The 23,282-nt window shown below is 31.9% G+C and carries 26 protein-coding genes; 23 read left to right on the top strand and 3 right to left on the bottom strand.

Features of this window, described 5'->3' with window-relative positions:
* Positions 1 to 14 precede the first annotated feature (14 nt).
* The 18 genes from lpxA (at position 15) to ACU4C5_RS13710 (ending at position 18,880) form a co-directional block, all read left to right on the top strand.
* Complete coding sequence (gene lpxA, locus ACU4C5_RS13795) at positions 15 to 800, top strand: acyl-ACP--UDP-N-acetylglucosamine O-acyltransferase (RefSeq protein ID WP_446844792.1); 786 nt, start codon at positions 15 to 17, stop codon at positions 798 to 800.
* A 3-nt stretch (positions 801 to 803) separates the two neighbouring features.
* Complete coding sequence (gene efp, locus ACU4C5_RS13790) at positions 804 to 1,370, top strand: elongation factor P (RefSeq protein ID WP_446844791.1); 567 nt, start codon at positions 804 to 806, stop codon at positions 1,368 to 1,370.
* Positions 1,371 to 1,375: 5 nt separating this feature from the next.
* Positions 1,376 to 2,308: a UDP-3-O-(3-hydroxymyristoyl)glucosamine N-acyltransferase gene (locus ACU4C5_RS13785; protein ID WP_446844790.1), complete on the top strand. Its 933-nt coding sequence runs from the start codon at positions 1,376 to 1,378 to the stop codon at positions 2,306 to 2,308.
* A 4-nt stretch (positions 2,309 to 2,312) separates the two neighbouring features.
* Positions 2,313 to 2,705, top strand: a complete 393-nt coding sequence (locus tag ACU4C5_RS13780) for a nuclear transport factor 2 family protein (RefSeq protein WP_446844789.1) — start codon at positions 2,313 to 2,315, stop codon at positions 2,703 to 2,705.
* Between the two features lie 84 nt (positions 2,706 to 2,789).
* Positions 2,790 to 3,662 (top strand): succinate--CoA ligase subunit alpha, encoded by an 873-nt coding sequence (gene sucD / locus ACU4C5_RS13775; RefSeq protein ID WP_446844788.1) that lies wholly within the window; start codon positions 2,790 to 2,792, stop codon positions 3,660 to 3,662.
* Positions 3,663 to 3,839: 177 nt separating this feature from the next.
* Positions 3,840 to 6,809 (top strand): M16 family metallopeptidase, encoded by a 2,970-nt coding sequence (locus ACU4C5_RS13770; RefSeq protein WP_446844787.1) that lies wholly within the window; start codon positions 3,840 to 3,842, stop codon positions 6,807 to 6,809.
* A gap of 148 nt (positions 6,810 to 6,957) precedes the next feature.
* Positions 6,958 to 7,704, top strand: coding sequence for a 3-oxoacyl-[acyl-carrier-protein] reductase (gene fabG / locus ACU4C5_RS13765; protein ID WP_446844786.1), 747 nt, complete (start codon positions 6,958 to 6,960; stop codon positions 7,702 to 7,704).
* A gap of 61 nt (positions 7,705 to 7,765) precedes the next feature.
* Positions 7,766 to 9,799, top strand: a complete 2,034-nt coding sequence (locus ACU4C5_RS13760; RefSeq protein WP_446844785.1) for a VWA domain-containing protein — start codon at positions 7,766 to 7,768, stop codon at positions 9,797 to 9,799.
* 8 nt (positions 9,800 to 9,807) lie between these two features.
* Positions 9,808 to 10,617, top strand: a complete 810-nt coding sequence (locus ACU4C5_RS13755; protein ID WP_446844784.1) for a prohibitin family protein — start codon at positions 9,808 to 9,810, stop codon at positions 10,615 to 10,617.
* A 292-nt stretch (positions 10,618 to 10,909) separates the two neighbouring features.
* Positions 10,910 to 11,767, top strand: coding sequence for an ATP phosphoribosyltransferase (gene hisG, locus ACU4C5_RS13750; protein ID WP_446844783.1), 858 nt, complete (start codon positions 10,910 to 10,912; stop codon positions 11,765 to 11,767).
* Between the two features lie 16 nt (positions 11,768 to 11,783).
* Positions 11,784 to 13,073: a histidinol dehydrogenase gene (hisD, locus tag ACU4C5_RS13745; protein ID WP_446844782.1), complete on the top strand. Its 1,290-nt coding sequence runs from the start codon at positions 11,784 to 11,786 to the stop codon at positions 13,071 to 13,073.
* A complete protein-coding gene (gene hisC, locus ACU4C5_RS13740) occupies positions 13,074 to 14,126 on the top strand; it encodes a histidinol-phosphate transaminase (protein ID WP_446844781.1) in 1,053 nt (350 codons plus the stop codon). It begins immediately after the preceding gene.
* A 23-nt stretch (positions 14,127 to 14,149) separates the two neighbouring features.
* On the top strand, positions 14,150 to 15,283 hold the full coding sequence (gene hisB / locus ACU4C5_RS13735; protein ID WP_446844780.1) for a bifunctional histidinol-phosphatase/imidazoleglycerol-phosphate dehydratase HisB: 1,134 nt from the start codon (positions 14,150 to 14,152) through the stop codon (positions 15,281 to 15,283).
* An 11-nt stretch (positions 15,284 to 15,294) separates the two neighbouring features.
* A complete protein-coding gene (gene hisH / locus ACU4C5_RS13730) occupies positions 15,295 to 15,876 on the top strand; it encodes an imidazole glycerol phosphate synthase subunit HisH (RefSeq protein ID WP_446844779.1) in 582 nt (193 codons plus the stop codon).
* A gap of 2 nt (positions 15,877 to 15,878) precedes the next feature.
* A complete protein-coding gene (gene hisA / locus ACU4C5_RS13725; RefSeq protein WP_446844778.1) occupies positions 15,879 to 16,610 on the top strand; it encodes a 1-(5-phosphoribosyl)-5-[(5-phosphoribosylamino)methylideneamino]imidazole-4-carboxamide isomerase in 732 nt (243 codons plus the stop codon).
* 1 nt (position 16,611) lies between these two features.
* Positions 16,612 to 17,367, top strand: coding sequence for an imidazole glycerol phosphate synthase subunit HisF (gene hisF / locus ACU4C5_RS13720; RefSeq protein ID WP_446844777.1), 756 nt, complete (start codon positions 16,612 to 16,614; stop codon positions 17,365 to 17,367).
* A 69-nt stretch (positions 17,368 to 17,436) separates the two neighbouring features.
* Positions 17,437 to 18,057: a bifunctional phosphoribosyl-AMP cyclohydrolase/phosphoribosyl-ATP diphosphatase HisIE gene (gene hisIE, locus ACU4C5_RS13715; RefSeq protein WP_446844776.1), complete on the top strand. Its 621-nt coding sequence runs from the start codon at positions 17,437 to 17,439 to the stop codon at positions 18,055 to 18,057.
* 37 nt (positions 18,058 to 18,094) lie between these two features.
* Positions 18,095 to 18,880, top strand: coding sequence for a tRNA pseudouridine synthase A (locus ACU4C5_RS13710; RefSeq protein WP_446844775.1), 786 nt, complete (start codon positions 18,095 to 18,097; stop codon positions 18,878 to 18,880).
* A gap of 64 nt (positions 18,881 to 18,944) precedes the next feature.
* Here the strand turns inward: ACU4C5_RS13710 and ACU4C5_RS13705 are convergent, their stop codons facing one another.
* Both ACU4C5_RS13705 and ACU4C5_RS13700 read right to left on the bottom strand, forming a co-directional pair.
* Entirely contained in the window at positions 18,945 to 19,382 is a 438-nt protein-coding gene (locus ACU4C5_RS13705; protein WP_446844774.1) for a hypothetical protein, read from the bottom strand.
* Between the two features lie 26 nt (positions 19,383 to 19,408).
* Positions 19,409 to 19,633 (bottom strand): hypothetical protein, encoded by a 225-nt coding sequence (locus ACU4C5_RS13700; RefSeq protein ID WP_446844773.1) that lies wholly within the window; start codon positions 19,631 to 19,633, stop codon positions 19,409 to 19,411.
* A 194-nt stretch (positions 19,634 to 19,827) separates the two neighbouring features.
* Here ACU4C5_RS13700 and corA point away from each other — a divergent pair, with 194 nt between their 5' ends.
* From corA to ACU4C5_RS13675, 5 genes are all read left to right on the top strand, one after another.
* A complete protein-coding gene (gene corA / locus ACU4C5_RS13695) occupies positions 19,828 to 20,898 on the top strand; it encodes a magnesium/cobalt transporter CorA (RefSeq protein ID WP_446844772.1) in 1,071 nt (356 codons plus the stop codon).
* A gap of 122 nt (positions 20,899 to 21,020) precedes the next feature.
* The gene (locus ACU4C5_RS13690; RefSeq protein ID WP_446844771.1) at positions 21,021 to 21,524 is read left to right on the top strand and encodes a Dps family protein; all 504 of its coding nucleotides are present in this window, start codon (positions 21,021 to 21,023) and stop codon (positions 21,522 to 21,524) included.
* A gap of 82 nt (positions 21,525 to 21,606) precedes the next feature.
* Positions 21,607 to 21,771: a DUF1328 family protein gene (locus ACU4C5_RS13685; protein ID WP_446844770.1), complete on the top strand. Its 165-nt coding sequence runs from the start codon at positions 21,607 to 21,609 to the stop codon at positions 21,769 to 21,771.
* Between the two features lie 51 nt (positions 21,772 to 21,822).
* A complete protein-coding gene (locus ACU4C5_RS13680) occupies positions 21,823 to 22,023 on the top strand; it encodes a hypothetical protein (RefSeq protein ID WP_446844769.1) in 201 nt (66 codons plus the stop codon).
* 93 nt (positions 22,024 to 22,116) lie between these two features.
* Positions 22,117 to 22,797, top strand: a complete 681-nt coding sequence (locus ACU4C5_RS13675; RefSeq protein ID WP_446844768.1) for a DUF2461 domain-containing protein — start codon at positions 22,117 to 22,119, stop codon at positions 22,795 to 22,797.
* A gap of 13 nt (positions 22,798 to 22,810) precedes the next feature.
* Here ACU4C5_RS13675 and ACU4C5_RS13670 read toward each other — a convergent pair whose 3' ends face one another.
* Complete coding sequence (locus ACU4C5_RS13670) at positions 22,811 to 23,215, bottom strand: glyoxalase (RefSeq protein WP_446846462.1); 405 nt, start codon at positions 23,213 to 23,215, stop codon at positions 22,811 to 22,813.
* Positions 23,216 to 23,282 lie beyond the last annotated feature (67 nt).

Genomic DNA, 23,282 nt, shown 5'->3' with positions numbered 1-23,282 from the left:
TTAAAGAAAAACAAATGAACCAACCATTAGCATATGTACATCCTGGAGCTAAAATAGCTAAGAATGTAGTGATTGAGCCATTTACAACCATACATAATAATGTAACTATTGGTGAAGGCACATGGATAGGGAGTAATGTTACAATTATGGAAGGCGCTCGAATTGGAAAAAATTGTAATATTTTTCCAGGAGCAGTTATTTCGGGAGTTCCTCAGGATTTAAAATATAAAGACGAAGATACACTGACTGTAATTGGTGATAATGTAACTATTAGAGAATGTGTAACGATTAATAGAGGGACCACAGATAAAATGAAAACTGTTGTAGGAGATAACTGTTTAATTATGGCGTATTGCCATATTGCTCACGATTGCATTGTTGGTAAAAACTGTATTTTCTCAAACAACTCAACGCTTGCAGGGCATATTAACGTAGGAGACTATGTAGTACTTGCAGGTATGACAGCAGTGCATCAGTTTTGTTCTATTGGAAACCATGCCTTTGTTACAGGAGGTTCTTTAGTAAGAAAAGATGTTCCTCCATTTGTAAAAGGAGCAAGAGAACCTTTATCTTACGTAGGGATTAACTCAGTAGGATTAAGAAGACGCGGTTTTTCAACAGAAAAAATTAGAGAAATTCAAGATATATATAGAATATTATATCAAAAAAATTATAATAATACCCAAGCGGCTGAAATTATTGAAGCAGAAATGGAAGCGACTCCAGAACGTGACGAGATTCTTCAGTTTATTAAAGATTCGCAAAGAGGGATTATGAAAGGATATTTTAAATCAAATTAAGTTATGGCAAGTACTAGTGATATTAGAAACGGATTATGTATAAGATATAATCACGATATTTATAAAATTGTTGAATTTTTACACGTAAAACCTGGTAAAGGTCCTGCGTTTGTAAGAACAAAAATGAAAAGTGTTACAAGCGGAAAAGTATTAGATAATACATTTTCAGCAGGTCATAAAATAGAAGACGTACGTGTAGAAACACACAAGTTTCAATTTTTATATAATGATGGTGATTTTTACCATTTCATGAATCAAGAAGATTATACACAAATACAATTAACTGAAAGCGCTTTGGATACTCCAGGGTTAATGAAAGAAGGTGAAGTTGTAACCGTGCTTATTAATACTGAAGATAACATGCCGTTATCTGTTGATATGCCTGCAAGTGTAATTTTAACTGTAGCTCATACAGAGCCAGGAGTAAAAGGTAATACAGCAACAAATGCAACAAAACCAGCAACTATGGAAACAGGTGCTGAAGTAAATGTTCCGTTATTTATTAACGAAGGTGACAAGATTAAAATTGAAACCGCAAAAGGAACTTATAAAGAACGTATTAAAGAATAAGGTCTGTGAAGTTTCATCAACCACATACGTTAAAACAGATTTCAGAAATCATCAGCACCAAGTATATTGGTGCTGATGATTTTCCTGTTTTAGGAATGAACGAAATTCATGTTGTAGAACCTGGTGATATTGTTTTTGTAGATCACCCAAAGTACTATGATAAAGCGTTACAATCTGCAGCAACAATAGTTCTTATTAATAAAGAAGTTGCATGTCCTGAAGGAAAAGCGTTATTGATTAGCGATGATCCATTTAGGGATTTTAATACATTAACACAATTTTTCAAACCTTTTCAGTCATCTAATTCTGCTATTTCAGCAACGGCTAAAATTGGAATAAATACAGTTATTCAACCTAATTGCTTTATCGGTAACAATGTAACAATTGGTGATAATTGTATTATTCATTCTAATGTTAGTATTTATGACGATGCGATTATTGGAAACAATGTTACAATTCATGCTGGAACAATTTTAGGAGCAAGTGCTTTTTACTATAAAAACAGACCCGAAGGTTTTGATCAATTACAATCAGGAGGTCGTGTAGTTATAAAAGACAACGTACATATTGGTGCCTCTTGTACCATAGATAGAGGGGTTAGTGGCGACACAACTATAGGGGAAGGGTCTAAGTTAGATAATCTTATTCAAGTAGGACATGATACCGTTATAGGGAAAAAATGTTTAATCGCTTCTCAGGTTGGAATAGCAGGCTGTGTTGTTATTGAAGATGAAGTGACGCTTTGGGGACAAGCCGGTATAAAAAGCGGCATCACTATCGCTAAAGGAACTGTGTTGTATGCGCAATCAGGTTTAGGGCATTCTACAATTGAAAACGCATCCTATTTTGGGTCTCCAGCTATTGAAGCCCGAGACAAGTTTAAAGAAATGGCGTATATTAAGCAGATTCCAAAAATAATCGACCAATTAAAAAAATAAAAATATGACGCCAAAAGATGTAGTTAAAAGCTTTTATGAATCAGATTTAACAGATACAGTACGTGCTGTTGAAACTTTTTTTGATGCCAATTGTATACTTAATTGGCATAGTAGTAAAGGATATGTAAAGTTAGATTTTAACGGTATAAAAACCATGTTTGAAGATATCAATAAATCATATAATTCATTACGATTTCAAATAAGTCATCTGCTTCAAGAAGACAATAGCGTTACTATTAGATATGCCGCTTATGCGAGTTTAATAGAAAGTCCATCCGACGAATTTGCATTAGCACATTTTATGTCTATCTTTAAAGTTGAAGACGATAAAATCATTAGCGGATACCAAATGAGTGTATTGGCAGATTCAACAGTAGCAAGTTTAAGTGCCTTTTAACAAATAAAGTATTAAAAAACTTTTTAATAGGTGTTAAAAGATTACTTTTGTAATATAGTTTTAAATATAAAAATCTAAATATAAATGAGTGTTTTAGTAAACAAAGATTCAAAAATTATAGTTCAAGGTTTTACAGGTAGTGAGGGTACTTTTCACGCCGGCCAAATGATCGATTACGGAACTAACGTTGTAGGTGGTGTAACACCAGGGAAAGGTGGTCAAACACACTTAGATAAGCCAGTTTTTAATACGGTAAAAGAAGCTGTAGACCAAGCTGGTGCAGACACAACCATTATATTTGTTCCACCTGCATTTGCTGCAGATGCAATTATGGAAGCTGCCGATGCAGGTATAAAAGTAATAATCACAATTACCGAAGGAATTCCTGTAGGTGATATGATTACAGCTGCAAGCTACATTAAAGGTAAAGATTGTAGATTAATAGGGCCTAACTGTCCAGGAGTAATTACTCCAGGTGAAGCTAAAGTTGGTATTATGCCAGGTTTTGTTTTCAAAAAAGGAACTGTTGGTATTGTTTCTAAATCAGGAACCTTAACTTATGAAGCAGCTGATCAAGTTGTGAAACAAGGATTAGGAATTACAACTGCTATTGGTATTGGAGGAGATCCAATTATTGGAACGACAACTAAAGAAGCTGTTGAGTTATTAATCAACGATCCAGAAACAGAATGCGTTGTAATGATTGGTGAAATTGGTGGACAACTAGAAGCTGATGCTGCACAATGGTACAAAGCTAGTGGAAGTAAAAAACCTGTAGTAGGTTTTATTGCTGGTGAAACTGCTCCTGCTGGACGTACAATGGGACACGCTGGTGCTATTGTTGGTGGTAGTGATGATACTGCTCAAGCTAAAAAGAAAATTATGGCAGATTGTGGAATTCACGTAGTGAACTCTCCTGCTGAGATTGGTAAAAAAGTAGCCGAAGTTTTAGGTTAATTTTTTGTTAAAATAAACATAAAATAATTACGTTATAATTCCGTTGACCATATCTTGGTCAACGGAATTTTTTATTTTAATCAATTATCATGAGGATTTCATACTCTAAAATTGTATTTTTAATTCAAAGTTTTAAAATTCAATCAATTACATAATTTTAATTTAAACTACTATCAAATGAAACAATTTAATGTCTTCGTCTTGTCGTTAGTATTACTTATAACATTTAGTTGTAAGCAAGCTGAAAGCAAGAAAACAGCTTATGCCGCTAAAACTGAAACCGATGCAGGTGGGTTTAGTTACGAGCTAGTAAACAATGATCCAACCGGATTGCGTTTATACACTTTAGATAACGGATTAAAAGTGTATTTAAGTAAAAATAGCGACGAACCTAAAATTCAAACTTATATCGCTGTAAGAGCAGGTTCAAATTATGATCCCAAAGAATCTACAGGTTTAGCGCACTATTTAGAACACATGGTTTTTAAAGGAACTGATGAGATTAGTGCTTTAGATTGGGAAAAAGAAAAAGTATACTTAAAGCAAATTTCAGATTTATATGAAGCACACCGTGCTGAGCAAGATCCTGAAAAGAAAAAAGCTATCTATAAGCAAATTGATGAAGTTTCACTAGAAGCTTCAAATTATTGTATTGCTAATGAGTATGACAAAATGGTAAGTTCTTTAGGAGCTACCGGAACAAATGCACATACTTGGTTTGAGGAAACTGTTTACAAAAACAAAATCCCAGCAAATGAGTTAGATAAGTGGTTGACTTTAGAAAGCGAACGTTTTAGTCAGGTTGTTTTACGTTTATTTCATACAGAATTAGAAGCTGTTTTTGAAGAATTCAATAGAGGACAGGATAATGATTTTAGAAAATCTTATGCAGCAATGCTTGATGGTTTATTTCCAAATCATCCTTACGGACAACAATCTACAATTGGTGTTGCTGAGCATTTAAAAAACCCTTCAATGGTTGATATTCATAACTATTTTGATAAATATTACGTACCAAATAACATGGCAATGGTGTTAGTTGGAGATTTAGATTTTGAAGCAACAATTAAAAGTGTAAACGAATCTTTCGGAAAACTAGAACGTAAAGAAGTTGTTCATCCTACATTACCAACCGAAACTCCAATTACAACTCCAATAGTAAAAGAAGTATTCGGACCAACTTCAGAAAGTATTTCAATTGCATTTCGTTCTGAAGGTGTAAACTCTAAAGACGAAAAATTATTAACTCTTGCAGATATGATTTTAGCAAATGGAAATGCAGGTTTAATAGATTTAAACTTAAACCAAAAGCAAGCAGTTCAGTATGCAGGTTGTAGTCCAACGTTTTTAAACGACTACGGATATCATAGTTTTTCTGGCGCACCAAAAGAAGGTCAAACTTTAGATGAAGTAAAAGATTTACTCTTAGCTCAAATTGAAAAACTTAAAAAAGGAGAATTTGAAGATTGGATGATTGATGCTGTTGTAAACGATTTAAAATTAAGTCAGACTAAACAATACGAAAATAGTACAGCTTTAGCATCTATGTACTACAATGCATTTATTCATCATGAAAACTGGCAAGATAAAGTAAAGTTTTTAGAAGATTTAAAAGCGATTACTAAAGAAGAATTAGTTGCCTTTGCAAATGAATTCTATAAAGAAAATTATGTAGTAACTTACAAAAGAAAAGGTGAGGATAATGCAATTGTAAAAGTTGAAAACCCAGGGATTACACCTGTAAACCTTAATAGAGATAAAAGTTCAACATTTTTAACAACATTTGTGGCTACTGAAGCTAAAGAATTACAACCTCAATATGTAGATTATAAAACTGCAATTAAAGAAACTGCAATGGATAACGGTATTAAGGTGTCGTACATTGAAAATGACTTAAACGATTTATTCGATATGAATATCATTTTCGACATGGGAAGTGATAATAATAAAGAGTTAAGTTTAGCTGTTGGATATTTAGATTATTTAGGTACTGATAAATATACTAACGAAGAGTTAAAGAAAGAATTTTACAAATTAGGAATTAGCTATTATGTAAGTACGGGATCAGAAAAATCTTATGTTGGATTAAATGGGTTAAAAGAAAACTTACCAAAAGGATTAGAGTTATTAGAGCATCTTTGGTCAAATGCTGTTGCAGATCAAGACGCATATGCTAATTATGTAGATCAGATTTTAAAAGATCGTCAAGACGGAAAAACAGAAAAAAGCAATATCTTATTTGGAGGCCTAATGAATTATGGTAAATATGGTGAAAATTCTCGTTTAAGAAATATCATGCAAGCCAATGAATTAAAAGATAAAAACCCTAATGATTTAGTTGAATTAGTAAAAGGATTAAAAGACTTTAAACAACGTGTTTTTTATTATGGTAAGGATGTAAATGCAGCAGTAGCCGCATTAAATACAAGTCATGTTGTGGCTTCAGAATTAAAAGATTACCCAGAAGCAACGTCTTATATTGAAAAAGAAACTGGAGGAAATGTCTATTTTGTAGATTATGATATGGTGCAATCAGAAATGTTATTTTTAGCTAAAGGAGACCCTTTTAATGCTGATAATATTGCTGCTTCAACTTTATTTAATACTTATTTCGGAAGCGGATTATCTTCAATTGTATTTCAAGAGATTAGAGAATCAAAATCATTAGCCTATTCTGCATGGTCAAGTTATAGCAGTGCAAGTGATAAAGACGATTCTAATTACGTGATGGCTTACATAGGTACGCAGGCTAACAAAATGCCACAAGCTGTTGATGCGATTATGGAATTAATGACAAATATGCCAGAAGCTGAAGAGCAATTTAATGCAGCAAAAGAAGCAACATTAAAAAAATTAGCAGCACAGCGCATTACAAAATCAAATATCTTTTGGACTTATGAAAGTCTTAAAAAGAAAGGTATTGATAATGATAATAGAGAAGAAATTTACAATACCATTAAAGATATGACTATTGAAGATTTACGTGATTTCTTTAACTCAAACATTAAAGGTGAAAACTATAATGTAATGGTTATTGGAAATAAAAAAGACGTTAATTTTGAAGCTCTAAAAAAATTAGGAGAGTTAAAAGAAATGGATGTAGACTATCTGTTTAACTACGATCAACCAGAAGATGTAAAACTATAATATCTTTTTAAATACTAATAAAGCCTCACAACAATTTGTGAGGTTTTTTTATACCATACAATTAGTATTTGCTATATTTGATTTTTAAATATTTAATCAACTATAATGTTTTAATGCGTTTTTTAAAACATTATTAATATCAATTTTAATGAAATTATTAGAAGGGAAAACAGCAATAATTACAGGAGCAAGTAGAGGAATAGGAAAAGGAATCGCTCAAGTTTTTGCTCAGCAAGGTGCTAATGTAGCATTTACGTACAGTTCTTCTGTAGAAGCAGCCAACGAATTAGAAAAAGAACTTATTGCCTTAGGTGTAAAAGCTAAAGGATACCAAAGTAATGCCGCAGATTTTGCACAATCTCAAAAATTAGCAGAAGATGTAGTTGCAGAATTTGGTAGTATTGACATCTTAATTAACAACGCAGGAATTACAAAAGATAACTTGTTAATGCGTATTAGTGAAGATGATTTTGATAAAGTTATTGAAGTCAACTTAAAATCGGTTTTTAACATGACAAAAGCTGTGCAACGCACAATGCTTAAACAACGTAAAGGTTCAATCATTAATATGAGTTCGGTAGTTGGTGTTAAAGGAAACGCGGGTCAAACTAATTATGCAGCTTCAAAAGCAGGTATTATTGGTTTTTCTAAGTCGGTAGCTTTAGAGTTAGGATCAAGAAATATTAGAAGTAACGTAGTGGCTCCAGGTTTTATTGAAACTGAAATGACTGCTAAGTTAGATGAAGAAACAGTAAAAGGATGGCGTAGTGCAATTCCTTTAAAACGTGGTGGTACTCCAGAAGATATCGCTAATGTATGTGTCTTTTTAGCAAGTGATATGAGTGCTTATGTTACAGGACAAACACTTAACGTTGATGGTGGAATGCTAACCTAGTTTTACAACGTTTTACCGCATAATGTGAGGTTTTAAAACTCACACCTAAATAAAAAGAAATTTGACAACACCAACATTTTTATATATCGGTATTGCTGGAATTATAGCGCTATTATTAGCGCTTTTTCAGTATATATATAAGTCTAAAAAAAAGAAAACGGTTTATAAAATATTAGCTGTGCTACGTTTTGTAACCCTTTTTTCGGTGTTGTTACTTTTAATTAATCCGAAGTTTGATAAAATCGTTATTTTTAATGAAAAGCCTAATTTGGTGCTTGCTGTAGATAATTCAGAATCGATAACTTTTTTAAATCAAAATGAATCAGCACTCAAGCTGATTTCAGAATTACAAACTAACGATACGTTACAATCTCATTTTAATATTGAAGAGTTTTCTTTTGGAAAAAACATGTTACAATCCAGTAATTTTACCTTTACTGAAAAACAGTCTAATATGGCTGTGGCATTTAAACGACTTTCCGAAATATACAACAATACAGTAGCGCCAACTATTTTTATTACCGATGGAAATCAAACCTACGGAAACGATTATCAGTTTGCATATAACACTTACAAACAGCCTATTTATCCAATTATTTTAGGAGATACTACTCAGTTTACAGATCTTAAAATTCAGCAACTTAACGTTAATAAATACGCGTATTTAAAAAATAAATTCCCTGTTGAAATTATTGCCATCTATAAAGGTGACAAAGCGATTACAACACAATTTAAAATCACATCGGGAAATCGGGTGATGCATACCCAAAACATATCGTTTACTAAAACAAAATCTTCACAAGTTATTACGGTAACTTTACCAGCAAATAGAGGTGGAGTTAATAGTTATAAAGCAGAATTAGTTCCGCTTCAAAATGAAAAAAACACAATTAATAACAGTAAAAACTTCGCCGTTGAAGTTATTGATCAGAAAACAAAAATCGCTTTAATTTCAGATATTATACATCCAGATTTAGGTGCGCTTAAAAAAGCGATTGAAAGCAATGAGCAACGTAGTGTAAATATTGTTACGTCTCAAGAGTTTTTAGCAAATTCAGCCGATTATCAATTAGTGATTGCTTATCAACCAGGAAGTAAATACAAGCAAGTATCACAAGAAATTGCGCGCTTAAAACTTAACACATTTCTTATTACAGGAACAAAAACTAATTGGTCTTTACTTAATAGTATTCAAGACAATTATACGCAAACTATAACGCGTCAAACAGAAGGATTTCAACCGGTATTAAATCCAAATTATACAACATTTATAATTGAAGATTTAAATTTTGAAGATTTCCCTCCATTACAAACTGATTTTGGAGATTTAAAGTTTAAAATTCCTTTTGAAACTATGCTTTCTAAATCTGTAAATGGAACTCAGCTAGACGAACCGCTTTTAGTAACATTTGAATCCGGAACTAAACGCGAAGCTATTTTAAATGGAGAAGGAATTTGGACATGGAGAGCGCAATCATTTTTAGATGAAAAGTCTTTTGATAGCTTTGATAATTTTATAGGTAAAATTGTGCAATATTTAAGCACGAACCAAAAACGTACACGCTTAAATGTGGATTACGAATCATTTTACAACGGAAATGATAATCTAAAAATCACTGCGCAATATTTTAATAAAAATTATGAGTTTGATGCCAATGCGAACTTAAATATTAGCCTAAAGCATAAGATTACTAATAAAATTACAACCTATCCTTTTGTGCTTAAAAACAGTAATTATCAAGTGGATTTAAGCGGGTTAACACCTGGAGAGTATACGTTTACGACAACAGTTGCTAATCAGAATACTTCAAAATCTGGCGAATTAACAATTTTAGAATACAACGTTGAGCAACAATTTTTGAATGCTAATGTAACAAAACTACAACAACTAGCGTCTAACAGTGGAGGGCAAGCTTTTTTTATAAAAAACACATCAGATTTAGTACGCTTAATATCTACAGATAAAAGGTTTTCAATCGTACAAAAAAGCACTAAAAACGAAGTCCCTTTAATAGATTGGAAATATCTATTAGGTCTTATTATACTTAGCTTAGTAGCTGAGTGGTTTACACGAAAATATAACGGATTAATATAAAAGAAACTATGGAAAAATTACCAAAAGGAGGAATAGCATTTATTGCTATCGCAATATTTACAATTATTATTATCGCAAAATCAGTGGTTACTATCGATTCTGGTCATGCAGGAGTATTATATCAATTAGGAGGTGGAGTTGATCCTGAAGGTGACGCTTTAGGTGAAGGAATTAATTTTGTAGCGCCTTGGAATAGTGTTATTGATTACGAAGTAAGACAACAAGAATTACCGGAAAAAATGTCGGTGTTATCATCAAACGGATTAGATATTAAATTAGATGCTTCGGTGTTATATCAACCAGATTATAACAACTTAAGTCGTTTACATAAAGAAAAAGGACGCGAATATTTGAGTCGTGTTTTACAACCAGCCATAAGAAGTGCGGCAAGAAGTGTTGTAGGTCGTTACACACCAGAACAATTATATTCTAGTAAGCGTGATGCAATTCAAGATGAGATTTTTGAAGAAACTAGAAAAATTGTTGAACCTCAATTTATTCAATTAAACAATATTTTAATTAGAGATGTAACGTTGCCACCAACAATTAAAGAGGCTATTGAGCGTAAATTAAAACAAGAACAAGAATCATTAGAATATGAATTTCGTTTAGTTACCGCTGCAAAAGAAGCTGAAAAAGTAATTATTGAAGCACAAGGTAAAGCTGATGCAAATAGAATTTTAAGTGCGTCTTTGACCGATAAAATTCTTCAAGATAAAGGTATTGAAGCTACTATAAAATTATCAGAATCTCCTAACAGTAAGGTGATTGTAATAGGTTCTGGAGATAGTGGAATGCCAATTATTTTAGGAAACTAATTTATTAAAATTGTATCCTCATTTTTATATGTAAATATTAATAATATCATAAAATTTACTTCTAGATTAGGAATTGTAAATAAAATTCAACAATATTTGTAGCATAAATAAGACACATGACATTTATTCAATTACATCATCATCATTTTCATACTGGCACTCAAGCGAGCTGAAAATCTATTGAATAAAAATCAACATATTTTTAAAACCCGTTTGACGTAAATCAAGCGGGTTTTTTTATTCACTTTCGTGAAACTCTCCTAAAGATTTACTCAAACAAAATAAAAACATAATGAGTAAATTAAAAATTGCAGTACAAAAATCAGGTCGATTAAATGAAGATTCAATGCAACTTCTTAAAGATATCGGTATCTCTATTGATAACGGAAAAGATCAATTAAAAGCATCGGCACAAAATTTTCCTCTAGAAGTTTTTTACTTACGTAATGGCGATATTCCTCAATACCTAAGAGATGGTGTTGTTGACGCGGCTATTATTGGCGAAAATGTACTTATCGAGAAAGGAAATGATCTTCCAATTGTAGAGCGATTAGGCTTTTCTAAATGTAAAGTATCGGTTGCTGTTCCTAAAAATAAAAGTTATAAAAGCATTCAGGATCTTGAAGGTAAACGTATCGCAACATCGTATCCAAATACAATTAATCAGTTTTTAAAAGCAAATAACGTTTCTGCAGATCTTCATATTATTAATGGTTCTGTTGAAATTGCACCAAATATCGGGCTTGCTGACGCTATTGTGGATATCGTTTCTAGCGGAAGCACACTTTTTAAAAACAATCTAAAAGAAGCTGAAGTTTTATTGACTTCTGAAGCTGTTTTAGCAGTATCACCAAATATAAATGCTGAAAACAAAAAGATTTTAGATAAAATTCAATTCAGAATACAATCGGTTTTAAAAGGAAGACAATCTAAATACGTCTTACTAAATGCGCCTAATGATAAATTGGATGATATTTTAAAAATTTTACCAGGAATGAAAAGCCCAACCGTATTACCATTAGCACAAAAAGGTTGGAGTTCAGTACATTCTGTAATTGGTAAAAATGATTTTTGGGAAATTATTGATGAGTTAAAATTGAATGGCGCCGAAGGTATTCTAGTTTGTCCAATTGAAAATATGGTATTATAATTTTAAAAAAAAACGCATGAAAACAATCATAAACCCTAGTAAAGCAGATTGGTCAGATTTATTAAAACGACCAACACAAACGCTCGAAAATATTGAAACTTCAGTAACCACAGTTTTTAAAGACGTACAACGTAAAGGTGACGAAGCGATTTCAAAATACACAGCGCTTTTTGATGGTGTTACTTTAGAATCTCCTGTTGTTTATCAAAAAGAAATTGAGTTAGCATCAAGTTTAGTGTCTCCAGAATTAAAACACGCGATACAAAAAGCCAAATCTAATATTGAAAGTTTTCATGCGGCACAAAAAACAGATCGTGTAGAAGTTGAAACAACAGCTGGTGTATCTTGCTGGCAAGAAAAAAGAGCTATTCAAAAAATAGGACTTTATATTCCTGGAGGAACAGCACCTTTATTTTCAACCGTATTAATGTTGGCAGTTCCAGCTAAAATTGCAGGTTGTAAAGATTTGGTATTATGTTCGCCTCCTAATAAAGAAGGAAAAATAGCTAACGAGATTTTATACACTGCGCAATTGTGTGGTGTAACCAAAGTGATTAAGGTTGGAGGGATTCAAGCGATTGCAGGCTTAACTTTCGGTACAGAAAATATTCCGCAAGTCTATAAAATTTTCGGACCAGGAAATCAATACGTTACTGTGGCCAAACAATTAGCAACAAAATACGGTGTTGCAATTGATATGCCGGCGGGTCCAAGCGAATTATTAGTGATTGCAGATGATTCTGCAAACGCGAGTTTTGTAGCTTCAGATTTGTTAAGTCAAGCAGAACACGGTACCGATAGTCAGGTGATTTTAGTAGCCACTTCAAAAACGATATTAAAAGAAGTTGCAGATGAAATTGAAGTGCAGCTTAATCAGTTACCTCGAAAAGAAATAGCTTCGCAAGCCATTGCAAATTCAAAATTAATATATGTTGAAACTAAAGAAATTGCTTTAGATATGATTAATGAATATGCGCCAGAACACTTTATTATCTGTACTGAAAATGAAGATTTTTATATTGATAATATTGCAAATGCGGGTTCTGTATTTATTGGGAATTACACACCTGAAAGTGCTGGTGATTATGCATCAGGAACAAACCATACTTTACCAACTAACGGATTTAGTAAAGCGTATTCGGGAGTGAATCTTGATAGTTTTACAAAAAGTATCACCTTTCAGAAAATCACCAAAGAAGGAATTCTTAATATTGGGAATACGATTGAGTTGATGGCTGAAGCCGAAGGTTTACAAGCACATAAAAATGCCGTAACTTTAAGATTAAACGCTTTAAAAAAGAAGTAGATGGAAGATTTCAACCTTAATAATCTGGTAAGAGGTAACATTAAAATAATGCAACCGTATTCGTCCGCACGTGATGAGTACAAGGAGTTAAAAACAGATATGGTGTTTTTGGATGCTAATGAAAACCCATTTAACACCGAAGTTAATCGTTATCCAGATCCGCAACAATGTGTGGTAAAACAAGCATTGTCTAGTATTAAAAAGATTGATACAAATTCTATTTTATTAGGAAATGGGAGTGATGAAGTGCTCGATTTAATTTTTAGAGCTTTCTGTGAACCTAACCGCGATAATATAATCACTTTGCCACCAACTTATGGTATGTACAAGGTTTTGGCGAATTTAAATGCCGTTGAAAATATTGAAGTGCCTTTAAATTCTGAATTTCAGCCAGAAGTAAATCGTGTTTTAGAAGCGGTAACTACACAAACAAAAATGTTGTTTTTATGTTCGCCAAATAACCCAACAGCAAATAGTTTTAACGCTAGTTTAATTGCAGAATTGCTACGTAAATTCAAAGGTGTTGTTGTAATTGATGAAGCGTATATTGACTTTTCGGAAGACGAAAGTTGGGTGAGTAAATTATCAGATTTCCCTAATTTAATTATCACTCAAACCTTATCTAAAGCTTACGGAATGGCTGGAATTAGATTAGGAGCATGTTATGCTTCTGCAGAAATTATTGCGATATTAAACCGTATTAAACCACCGTATAACGTCAATCAGTTAACACAAAAAAAAGCATTAAAACGTTTAGTTAATTTAAATGAAGTAAACAATGAGATAGCGTATATCTTAAAACAACGCGATTGGTTAATTTCAAAATTAAAAGACATCGTTTATGTTGAAAAAATATATCCTTCAAACGCTAATTTCATTTTAATAAAAGTTGACAATGCTAATTTGCGTTATCAAGAATTGCTAAAAGAAGGAATTGTGATAAGAAATAGAACTCAGCAATTTGGTTGTGAGAATTGTTTACGACTAACTGTTGGTAATCAACAAGAAAATATTAAATTAATAACTGTAATGCAAGCTTTGGTTAGCGCGTAAAATCAGATTAAAAAGCATAAAAAATGAAAAGAGTTTTATTTATAGATCGTGATGGTACTTTAATTAAAGAGCCTGCCGATGAACAAATTGACACGTTTGAAAAGCTAGAATTTTACCCAAAAGTGTTTCAGTATTTAAGCAAAATTGCAAAAGAATTAGATTTTGAAATTGTAATGATTACCAACCAAGATGGTTTAGGAACCGCTGTATATCCTGAAAACACGTTTTGGCCGGTTCATAATTTTATTTTAAAAACTTTTGAAGCCGAAAACATTGTGTTTAAGGAGCAATTTATTGATCGCACATTTGCAAAAGATAATGCGTCAACTAGAAAACCTAACACAGGATTATTGACTAAATATTTTACCGAAGATTATGATTTGGAAAATTCATTTGTAATAGGTGATCGTTTAACAGATGTTGAATTGGCTAAGAATTTAGGTTCAAAAGGCATATTTATAAATGATAACACCAATTTAGGAACTGATGAAATTACCGTAAAACGTGACGAATTAGATGCTTTTATAGCTTTAGAAACTAACGATTGGGAAGCTATTTATGCGTTTTTAAAAACCGATGCACGCACAGGAAATATTGAGCGAAATACCAATGAAACTCAAATAAAAATTGATTTAAACCTTGACGGAACAGGGCAAAGCGATATTGACACTGGAATTGCTTTTTTTGATCACATGCTCGATCAGATTGCGCGTCACGGACAATTAGATTTAAAACTTAAAGTTACTGGAGATTTAGAGGTTGATGAACATCATACTATTGAAGATACAGCCATCGTTTTAGGTGAAGTTTTTGCAACTACATTAGGAAATAAATTAGGGATTGAACGCTACGGATTTTCTTTACCAATGGACGATTGTTTTGCCCAAGCAGCCATAGATTTTGGCGGTAGAAATTGGTTAGTTTGGGAAGCTGATTTTAAACGTGAAATGATTGGTAAAATGCCAACAGAAATGTTTTATCACTTTTTTAAATCGTTTACCGATGGTGCAAAATGTAACTTAAACATAAAAGCAGAAGGCACAAACGAACACCATAAAATTGAAGCGATTTTTAAAGCCTTTGCAAAAGCTATAAAAATGGCTGTTAAAAGAGATGTTGAAAAAATGATTTTGCCTTCAACAAAAGGAATGCTTTAAAACCATAATAAATGAAATTAGTAATTATAGATTACGGCGCGGGTAATATTAAAAGCATTCAATTTGCTTTTAAAAGGCTAGGTGTTGAGGCGATTTTATCAAATGATATTGCAACAATTAAAGCTGCCGATAAAATTATTTTCCCAGGTGTTGGAGCCGCAAGTCATGCTATGGATATGTTGAAAAAAAGCGGTTTAGATGTCGTTATACCTACATTAAAACAGCCTGTTTTAGGGATTTGTTTAGGGATGCAATTATTGTGTAATTCTACCGAGGAAGGTGAAACTAAAGGTTTAGGGGTTTTTGATGTTGCTATAAAACGATTTCCAAATACAGTTAAAGTGCCGCAAATGGGATGGAATACGATTACAAATTTAAAATCAAAATTGTTTAAAGACATTAAAGAAGACGTTTTCATGTATCTTGTGCATAGTTATTATGCTGAAAATTGTGCGCAAGCTATTGCAACAACAACGTATGGGATGTCTTATGCTTCAGCTTTAGAACATAATAATTTTTATGGCGTACAATTTCATCCAGAAAAAAGCAGCCAATTAGGTGAGCAAGTATTAAAAAACTTTTTAGAATTATAATTATGAGAATTATTCCAGCAATTGATATTATAGATGGTAAATGTGTACGTCTTACCAAAGGCGATTACGATACTAAAAAGATATATAACGAAAATCCTGTTGAAGTTGCGAAAGCATTTGAAGGCGCAGGAATTAAATATTTACACTTGGTAGATTTAGATGGTGCCAAGGCAAAACACATTGTAAATTATAAGATTTTAGAACAAATTGCATCAAAAACCACATTAAAGATAGATTTTGGTGGTGGTTTAAAAACTAACGAAGATTTACATATTGCTTTTAATTCTGGCGCACGCCAAATAACAGGAGGAAGTATTGCGGTTAATGACACGAAGACTTTTGAAGGCTGGGTGTCAAAATATGGCGGCACCAAAATTATTTTAGGTGCCGATTGTAATAATGAAAAAATAGCGATTAGTGGTTGGCAGGAGCAGAGTGATTTGGAAGTTATTCCGTTTGTAAAACGCTATCAAAAAAATGGAATTCAGTATGTGATTTGTACAGATATCGAAAAAGATGGCATGCTTGAAGGTCCGTCGTTTGAGTTGTATAAAAAAATGCTTAGAGAATGTAAAACGAGCGATGACAATACGATGAAATTAATTGCTTCAGGAGGCGTGAGTTCTATTGATGATATTAATAGGTTAGAAGATTTAGGTTGTGATGGTGTAATTATTGGAAAAGCACTTTACGAAGGAAATATTAGTTTAAAAGATTTAGAAACACACATGTAATATGTTAACGAAACGAATTATCCCTTGCTTGGATATTAAAAACGGACGTACCGTAAAAGGTGTGAATTTTGTAAATCTTAGAGATGCTGGTGATCCGGTTGAATTAGCTAAAGAATATGCGATAAAAGGTGCCGATGAATTGGTGTTTTTAGATATTTCTGCCACTTTAGAAGCTCGGAAAACCACTTTAGATATGGTACTTAAAGTTGCCGAACAGGTGAATATTCCTTTTACAGTTGGTGGCGGAATTTCATCTATTGAAGATGTAGATCGCTTATTGCATTGTGGTGCAGATAAGGTATCTATTAATTCTAGCGCGGTAAAACGACCAGAGTTAATTAATGAATTATCAGAAAAATTTGGGAGTCAGTGTATTGTAGTTGCTGTTGATGCAAAGCAAATTGATGGTGAATGGATGGTACATTTAGCTGGCGGCAGTATTCCTACAGAATTAAACCTTTTTGATTGGGCTGTTGAAGTTGAAAAACGTGGTGCAGGAGAGATTTTATTCACGTCAATGAATAATGACGGTACCAAAAACGGATTTGCAAATGAGGCTTTAGCAAAACTTTCAAGCCTTGTTAATATTCCAATTATTGCATCTGGAGGAGCTGGAACTGTTCAGCATTTTGTAGATACATTTAAAGAAGGGAAATCTGATGCGGCTTTGGCTGCTAGTGTCTTTCATTTTGGTGACATAGAAATTTTAGAATTAAAAGCAGCTTTAAAAGCTAATGATATTGAAGTGAGACTTTAGTATTAAACCTGTAAAAATAGATTGATATTGCTGAATTAAATTTCAGTGTTATTATAGATAATAAAAATTATGAATGTAGATTTTAATAAAAATGCCGACGGTCTTGTGCCAGCGATAATTCAGGATGCCATAACAAATAATGTGTTAATGTTGGGGTATATGAATGCTGAGTCACTTAAAAAAACCTTAGATACTAAATTGGTAACCTTTTTTAGTAGAAGTAAAAATCGTTTATGGACTAAAGGTGAAGAGAGTGGAAATGTGTTGAATTTAGTTGATATTAAATTGGATTGTGATAATGATTCGTTATTAATTAAAGTAAAACCAAAAGGACCAACTTGCCACACAGGAAGTGACACTTGCTGGGATGAGGCTAACTCCGAGAATTATGGATTTATTTCAACTTTAGAAGCTACGATTGCTGAACGCGTTGAAGTTTCAAAAATAGCACCAGAAGATCGTACTGAAAATCAAAATAGTTACGTGGTATCTTTATTTGATAAAGGAATTAATAAAATTGCTCAAAAAGTAGGAGAGGAAGCTGTTGAAGTGGTTATTGAGGCTAAAGATGATGATGATAATTTGTTTTTAAATGAAAGTGCCGATTTGTTATTTCACTATTTAATGCTGCTTCAAGCCAAAGGATTTAAGTTTAATGATGTGGTAGATGTTTTAAAATTGAGACATTAAATTTTGACCCTTTTATAAAAAGAACGTTATTGCGACTATGTTTACTAAACGTTATTACTACCTTATAAAAACGCAATATTTAGGGTATCGCTTTCATGGTTGGCAAAAACAACCCAAATTGAAAACGGTACATTTAATGATTGATCGTACTTTTAAATATATTTTAGAAGACGAAGCTTATTTTAAAACCTTAGCTTCAGGACGAACAGATGCCATGGTGTCTGCTAATGAAGCGGCTTTTGAGTTGTTTTTACATCATAAGATTGAAGATGAAGCTGAGTTTTTAGCTTTATTTAATAAGAATTTACCTCAAGATATTAGGGCGCTTTCTATTAAAGAAGTTGATGCAAAGTTTAATGTTATTCAAGATTCAAAAATTAAAGAGTATTTGTATTTATTCACACATACTGAGAAATGTCACCCATTTTGTGCACCATTATTGACTACATTTTTAGACACCCTTGATGTTGAGTTGATGAAAAAAGGTGCAGCTTTATTTGAAGGCACGCATAATTTTAAAACCTATTGTTATAAACCGTCAGATACAGGTTTGTATCAGCGTGAAATTTTAACCTGTGAACTTGTAGAGAATACAGTGTTTACTGCTAATTTTTTTCCAGAGAAATCTTATGTATTACGCGTAAGAGGAAAAGGTTTTGGTCGTAATCAAATACGATTAATGATGGGAGCGTTAGTTAAGTTAGGAAGAGGTGAAATTACTTTAGATTATATTAAAACAACATTACAATCTGATAGTGTAGAGGTTATGGATTATATAGCACCAGCTTCAGGATTAATTTTAAATAAAATAGAATTTGAATAGATGATTTATAGTATTGTCTTAAATAAAAAAAAGTGTTAGAAAATCTTCTAACACTTTTTTTTATTTAAGAGAGCCAACCTTTAGAGGTTACTCGCCTAGAGTAGATAAGTAAAAATAGCGCAATTATTAAAATCATTGCGGTCATTAAAACAGCAGCTGGTCCGTAAATATCAACTGATTTAATAATAAATAAGTTGTAAATCATTTGAGCACAAATGCCTAGTGTAGAGATCAAAAACAACACATGTGCTATTTTTTTTCTGAAAACTAAAGCTATACTTCCAAATAAACCACCAAAAACAGCTAAAGCAAAAGCGAATGTAACCCAAGTAGGCTCATTAGCAATTATAGATAATTGTTCTTTGGTATACTGTGCTTTAAAGTTATCGGTATTATAGGCTTTTGCTAAATATTGCATAACGCCCATACCATTCCAAATAATAGCAATTCCTGTAATAATCCAAAAACGTTTATTAGGTTTATTGCTTGTATTTAAAGTCATGGCTTTAATATTGCTATCTAATTAAATTAATCTTCTAAAACGTGTACAATAGGTTCTTTATTTACCCATTTTCCGTTTTTAGATTCACCTAAAATAAGAACTTCTTTCACTTGTTCATACTCCTTTATTGTCCTAAGCATTTGGTCTTTTGTTTCTCTGTATAATTTTATACCCGTTTTGGACCCTTTGTTTCTTATTTCTAAATAAAAACCATCCTTTAGCTTTTTAGGTTTTGTTGCTGGTCTTCCCATATGTGTATTAAAGATTTAAATTGCATAATAATAAATATATAGAAATAAAACAAGTATAATCGTAAAAAAATGCATTTATTTTGAATTTTTTAGAAAAAATTAACTTTTCAGACTAAAATTTTCCTATAAGCTAGTAAAATCTATCTTAAAAATAGTTTATATTTAGTCTCAGTTATTACTATTGAAATTTAATCATGAAAGCTAAAAAAAGAAATAAAGTTTATAAAACAAGCAATCTTCCTCCAGGAACTTTAGCTTATAGAGGTGTGAAAAACTCAGCTGATACAGCTTTAGAAGTTATTAACTATAATGCTGAAGTTTATAAGATTTTTCAATCTATAACTACCGAAGACGGTTTTAATTTTATAGCCAATAATCACATCACGTGGATTAATGTTAATGGGTTAAATAATGTTTTAGAAATTGAAAAATTAGGTCAGCATTACAAATTACATTCTTTAACCTTAGAGGATATTTTAAACACTAATCACCGTCCAAAAATTGATGAGTTTGACGATTACCTATTTCTTGTCTTTAAAATGCTACATTTTAAAGAGGACGGCACACTTACTTATGAGCAGGTGAGTCTAGTTGCTGGTGAAGATTTTGTGTTGACGTTTCAGGAAGCAGATGGTGATGTTTTTGATGAATTAAGAAATAGAATCTCTACAGGAAAAGGTGTTATCAGAACTCAAGGCGCAGATTATTTAATGTACGCTATTTTGGATGCTATTGTAGATAATTATATAACCGTTATAGAAGCTTTTGGTGATCAAATTGAGGATCTTGAAACTTTAGTGTTCGATTCTAAATCAAATGAGAGTGAAACCCCAAGTCAAATTCAGAAATTAAAACACGAGGTCTTAAAAATAAGACGTTCAGTATTACCATTACGCGAAGTTATTAATAGGTTAGAGAAATCTGAATGTAAAATTATTGAAGATAAAACACGTAGTTATTTACGTGACTTACAGGATCATATTGTGCAAGTTACCGAAACTATTGATATGTACCGTGAGATGATTTGGAGTATTATGGATATGCATATGTCGCTTATTAGTAATAAGATGAATGAGGTGATGAAGGTGTTAACTATAATTGCAACTATATTTATTCCGTTAACTTTTATTGCAGGTATTTATGGTATGAATTTTAATAATATGCCTGAACTTCAGTACAAATACGGTTATCAAATAGTATGGGCTGTAATGATTATGGTATTGATTATTATGTTAATTTATTTTAGAAAAAAGAAATGGCTTTAACATAATTTATGTTAAAGCAGTTTTATCAAAGTTAAACCCTGTTAAAGTACTTGGCATGTAGGGCATTTCCTTATAAGTTATGAATAGAACACACATAGTGTTAACCTTTTAAACTTATAATTATGAACTATTTGAATATGCAAGACGAAAAATTATTACCTGTTGTAGTAGAACTTAATACACTATTAGCAGATTATCACGTGTACTACCAAAAACTAAGAAATTTTCATTGGAATGTTCTTGGAGAAAACTTCTTTGTTTTACATCCTAAATTTGAAGAATTATACACAGATGCTCGTGTGAAAATCGATGATATTGCCGAACGTATTTTAACGTTAAAGCATCATCCAATGAGTAAAATGAGCGATTATCTGGAAATTTCTTCAATCACAGAAGTTTCTCCATTACAATCGGACACTACTATGGTGAAAGAAGTGATTAAAGATCACAAAATCCTATTACAACAGATGAGTATTGTTATTAAGCATGCTAATGAAGCTTCTGATGAAGGAACCGTAGATTTAATTGGTGGTTATATCCGCACATTAGAAAAATCCAGCTGGATGCTAAACGCTTGGGTGAAAAACTCTTCAGAGCAACTTAAAACAACGGTTGTTGAAATGTAATTTTCTTACAAATATTACATTCTGTTTATTAATCGATTTTAAACCCTTTTAAAGTCAAGTATTAACTTTTAAAACACACCATATGTTACGTTACACCATTACATTTATTATTATCGCCTTTATTGCTGCAATTTTAGGTTTTGGAGGTATTGCAGGTGCCGCAGCTGGTATTGCGAAAATATTATTCTATATATTTTTAATCCTTTTTATACTATCCTTATTCAAGGGTTTAGTGAAAAAGAAATAACCACTGTAACGTTATCAAAATTTTTAAATTAACCTTTAAACCCTTTCTATTATGAAAAAAATATTCTTAACATTCGCTTTATTATTTACAATTACTACAGTGTTTACAAGTTGTAGAGATCAAAAAAAGACACCACAAGAAAAAGTTGAAGACACTGTTGATGATGCAGGAGATACTATTGAAGACGCCGCAGATGATGTGGAAGACGCTGTAGATGACGCCGCAGATGATGTGGAAGATGCTGTAGATTAATAATTAACAAAACCTTATAAAACTACATTTCAAAGTCCTGATTCTTTCAGGACTTTTTTTTGTAAATTTATAACTTCAAAACAGTATAATTTTATGTCAGTAGTAACTTTTCCTAAAGCAGCTTTTACATTTTTCAATCAATTAGAAATTAATAATAACCGCGATTGGTTTAACGATCATAAAATAGCGTTTAAAACAGTTGAAGCTGAAGCAAAAAAAGGATTTCAAGCACTTTTTGAAGATTTAAAAACACATGATGATGTTGATGCCGTAAAAGTTTTCAGGATTTATAGAGATGTGCGTTTTTCTAAAAATAAATTGCCTTATAAAACGCATTTTGGAGCGTCTTTTCGAAGAACAAAGCCGCATTTAAGAGGTGGTTATTATTTGCATTTACAGCCTAATAATGAATCTTTTATTGCTGTTGGGTTTTGGGATCCTAATAAAGACGATTTATTACGAATTCGTAAAGAGTTTGAAATGGATGCTTCCGAAATGAGAGCTATTATGAATGACGCAACATTTAAAAAAACTTGGGGAGCGCTAGAGGGAGAGGAGCTTAAAACAGCACCAAGAGATTTTGATAAAACCCATGCAGATATTGATCTGATTAAGAAAAAACAATATATTTTCACTAAAAAATATAGCGATAAAGAAATCTTTAAAGCTGATTTTATAAGTAAAGTTAGTGCAGATTTTAAAACAGTACGCCCTTTTTTTGATTATATGAGCGATGTACTTACTACCAATCTTAATGGTGAAACGATACTTTAAAAATGTGAGAATTCTATAAGTTTATTTCATCTAGTAATTGAATGTGACTTATTAAACGCTCTTTCACCATGCTCATCATACGTTTATTTAATGCTGAAGAATTTTTAATATAAATAGCATATTCTTCTACAGTAAAATGACCAATAATTATTCCTTTTAAGACATTTCTTAATTTGGTGTCTTTTAATAAAGCGTGTTCAATATAAACTACTTTTTTAGGAAGCGTTAATTGGTAAAATACACCTTTTCGTTTATGAATATGATTTTTAAAAACAGCTATAAACAAATCGTTTTGAAGTTTTATAATTGGTCTTAAAGTTGTGTTTTGAAAACGTTCGTCGGCACTCATACTATCATGTATTACTGCAGACTTAATAGTTGGGCGAATCTCTGTTAGGGATAAAGATCTATTTGGCATCATATAAAGTTTTAATAAAAATAAAGAAAAACATTTTTAATTCTGCACACTTAACAATTTCTTAGTA

It is taken from the genome of Lacinutrix undariae, from assembly GCF_052934785.1.
This window is presented reverse-complemented; position numbering and strand designations above follow the sequence as displayed.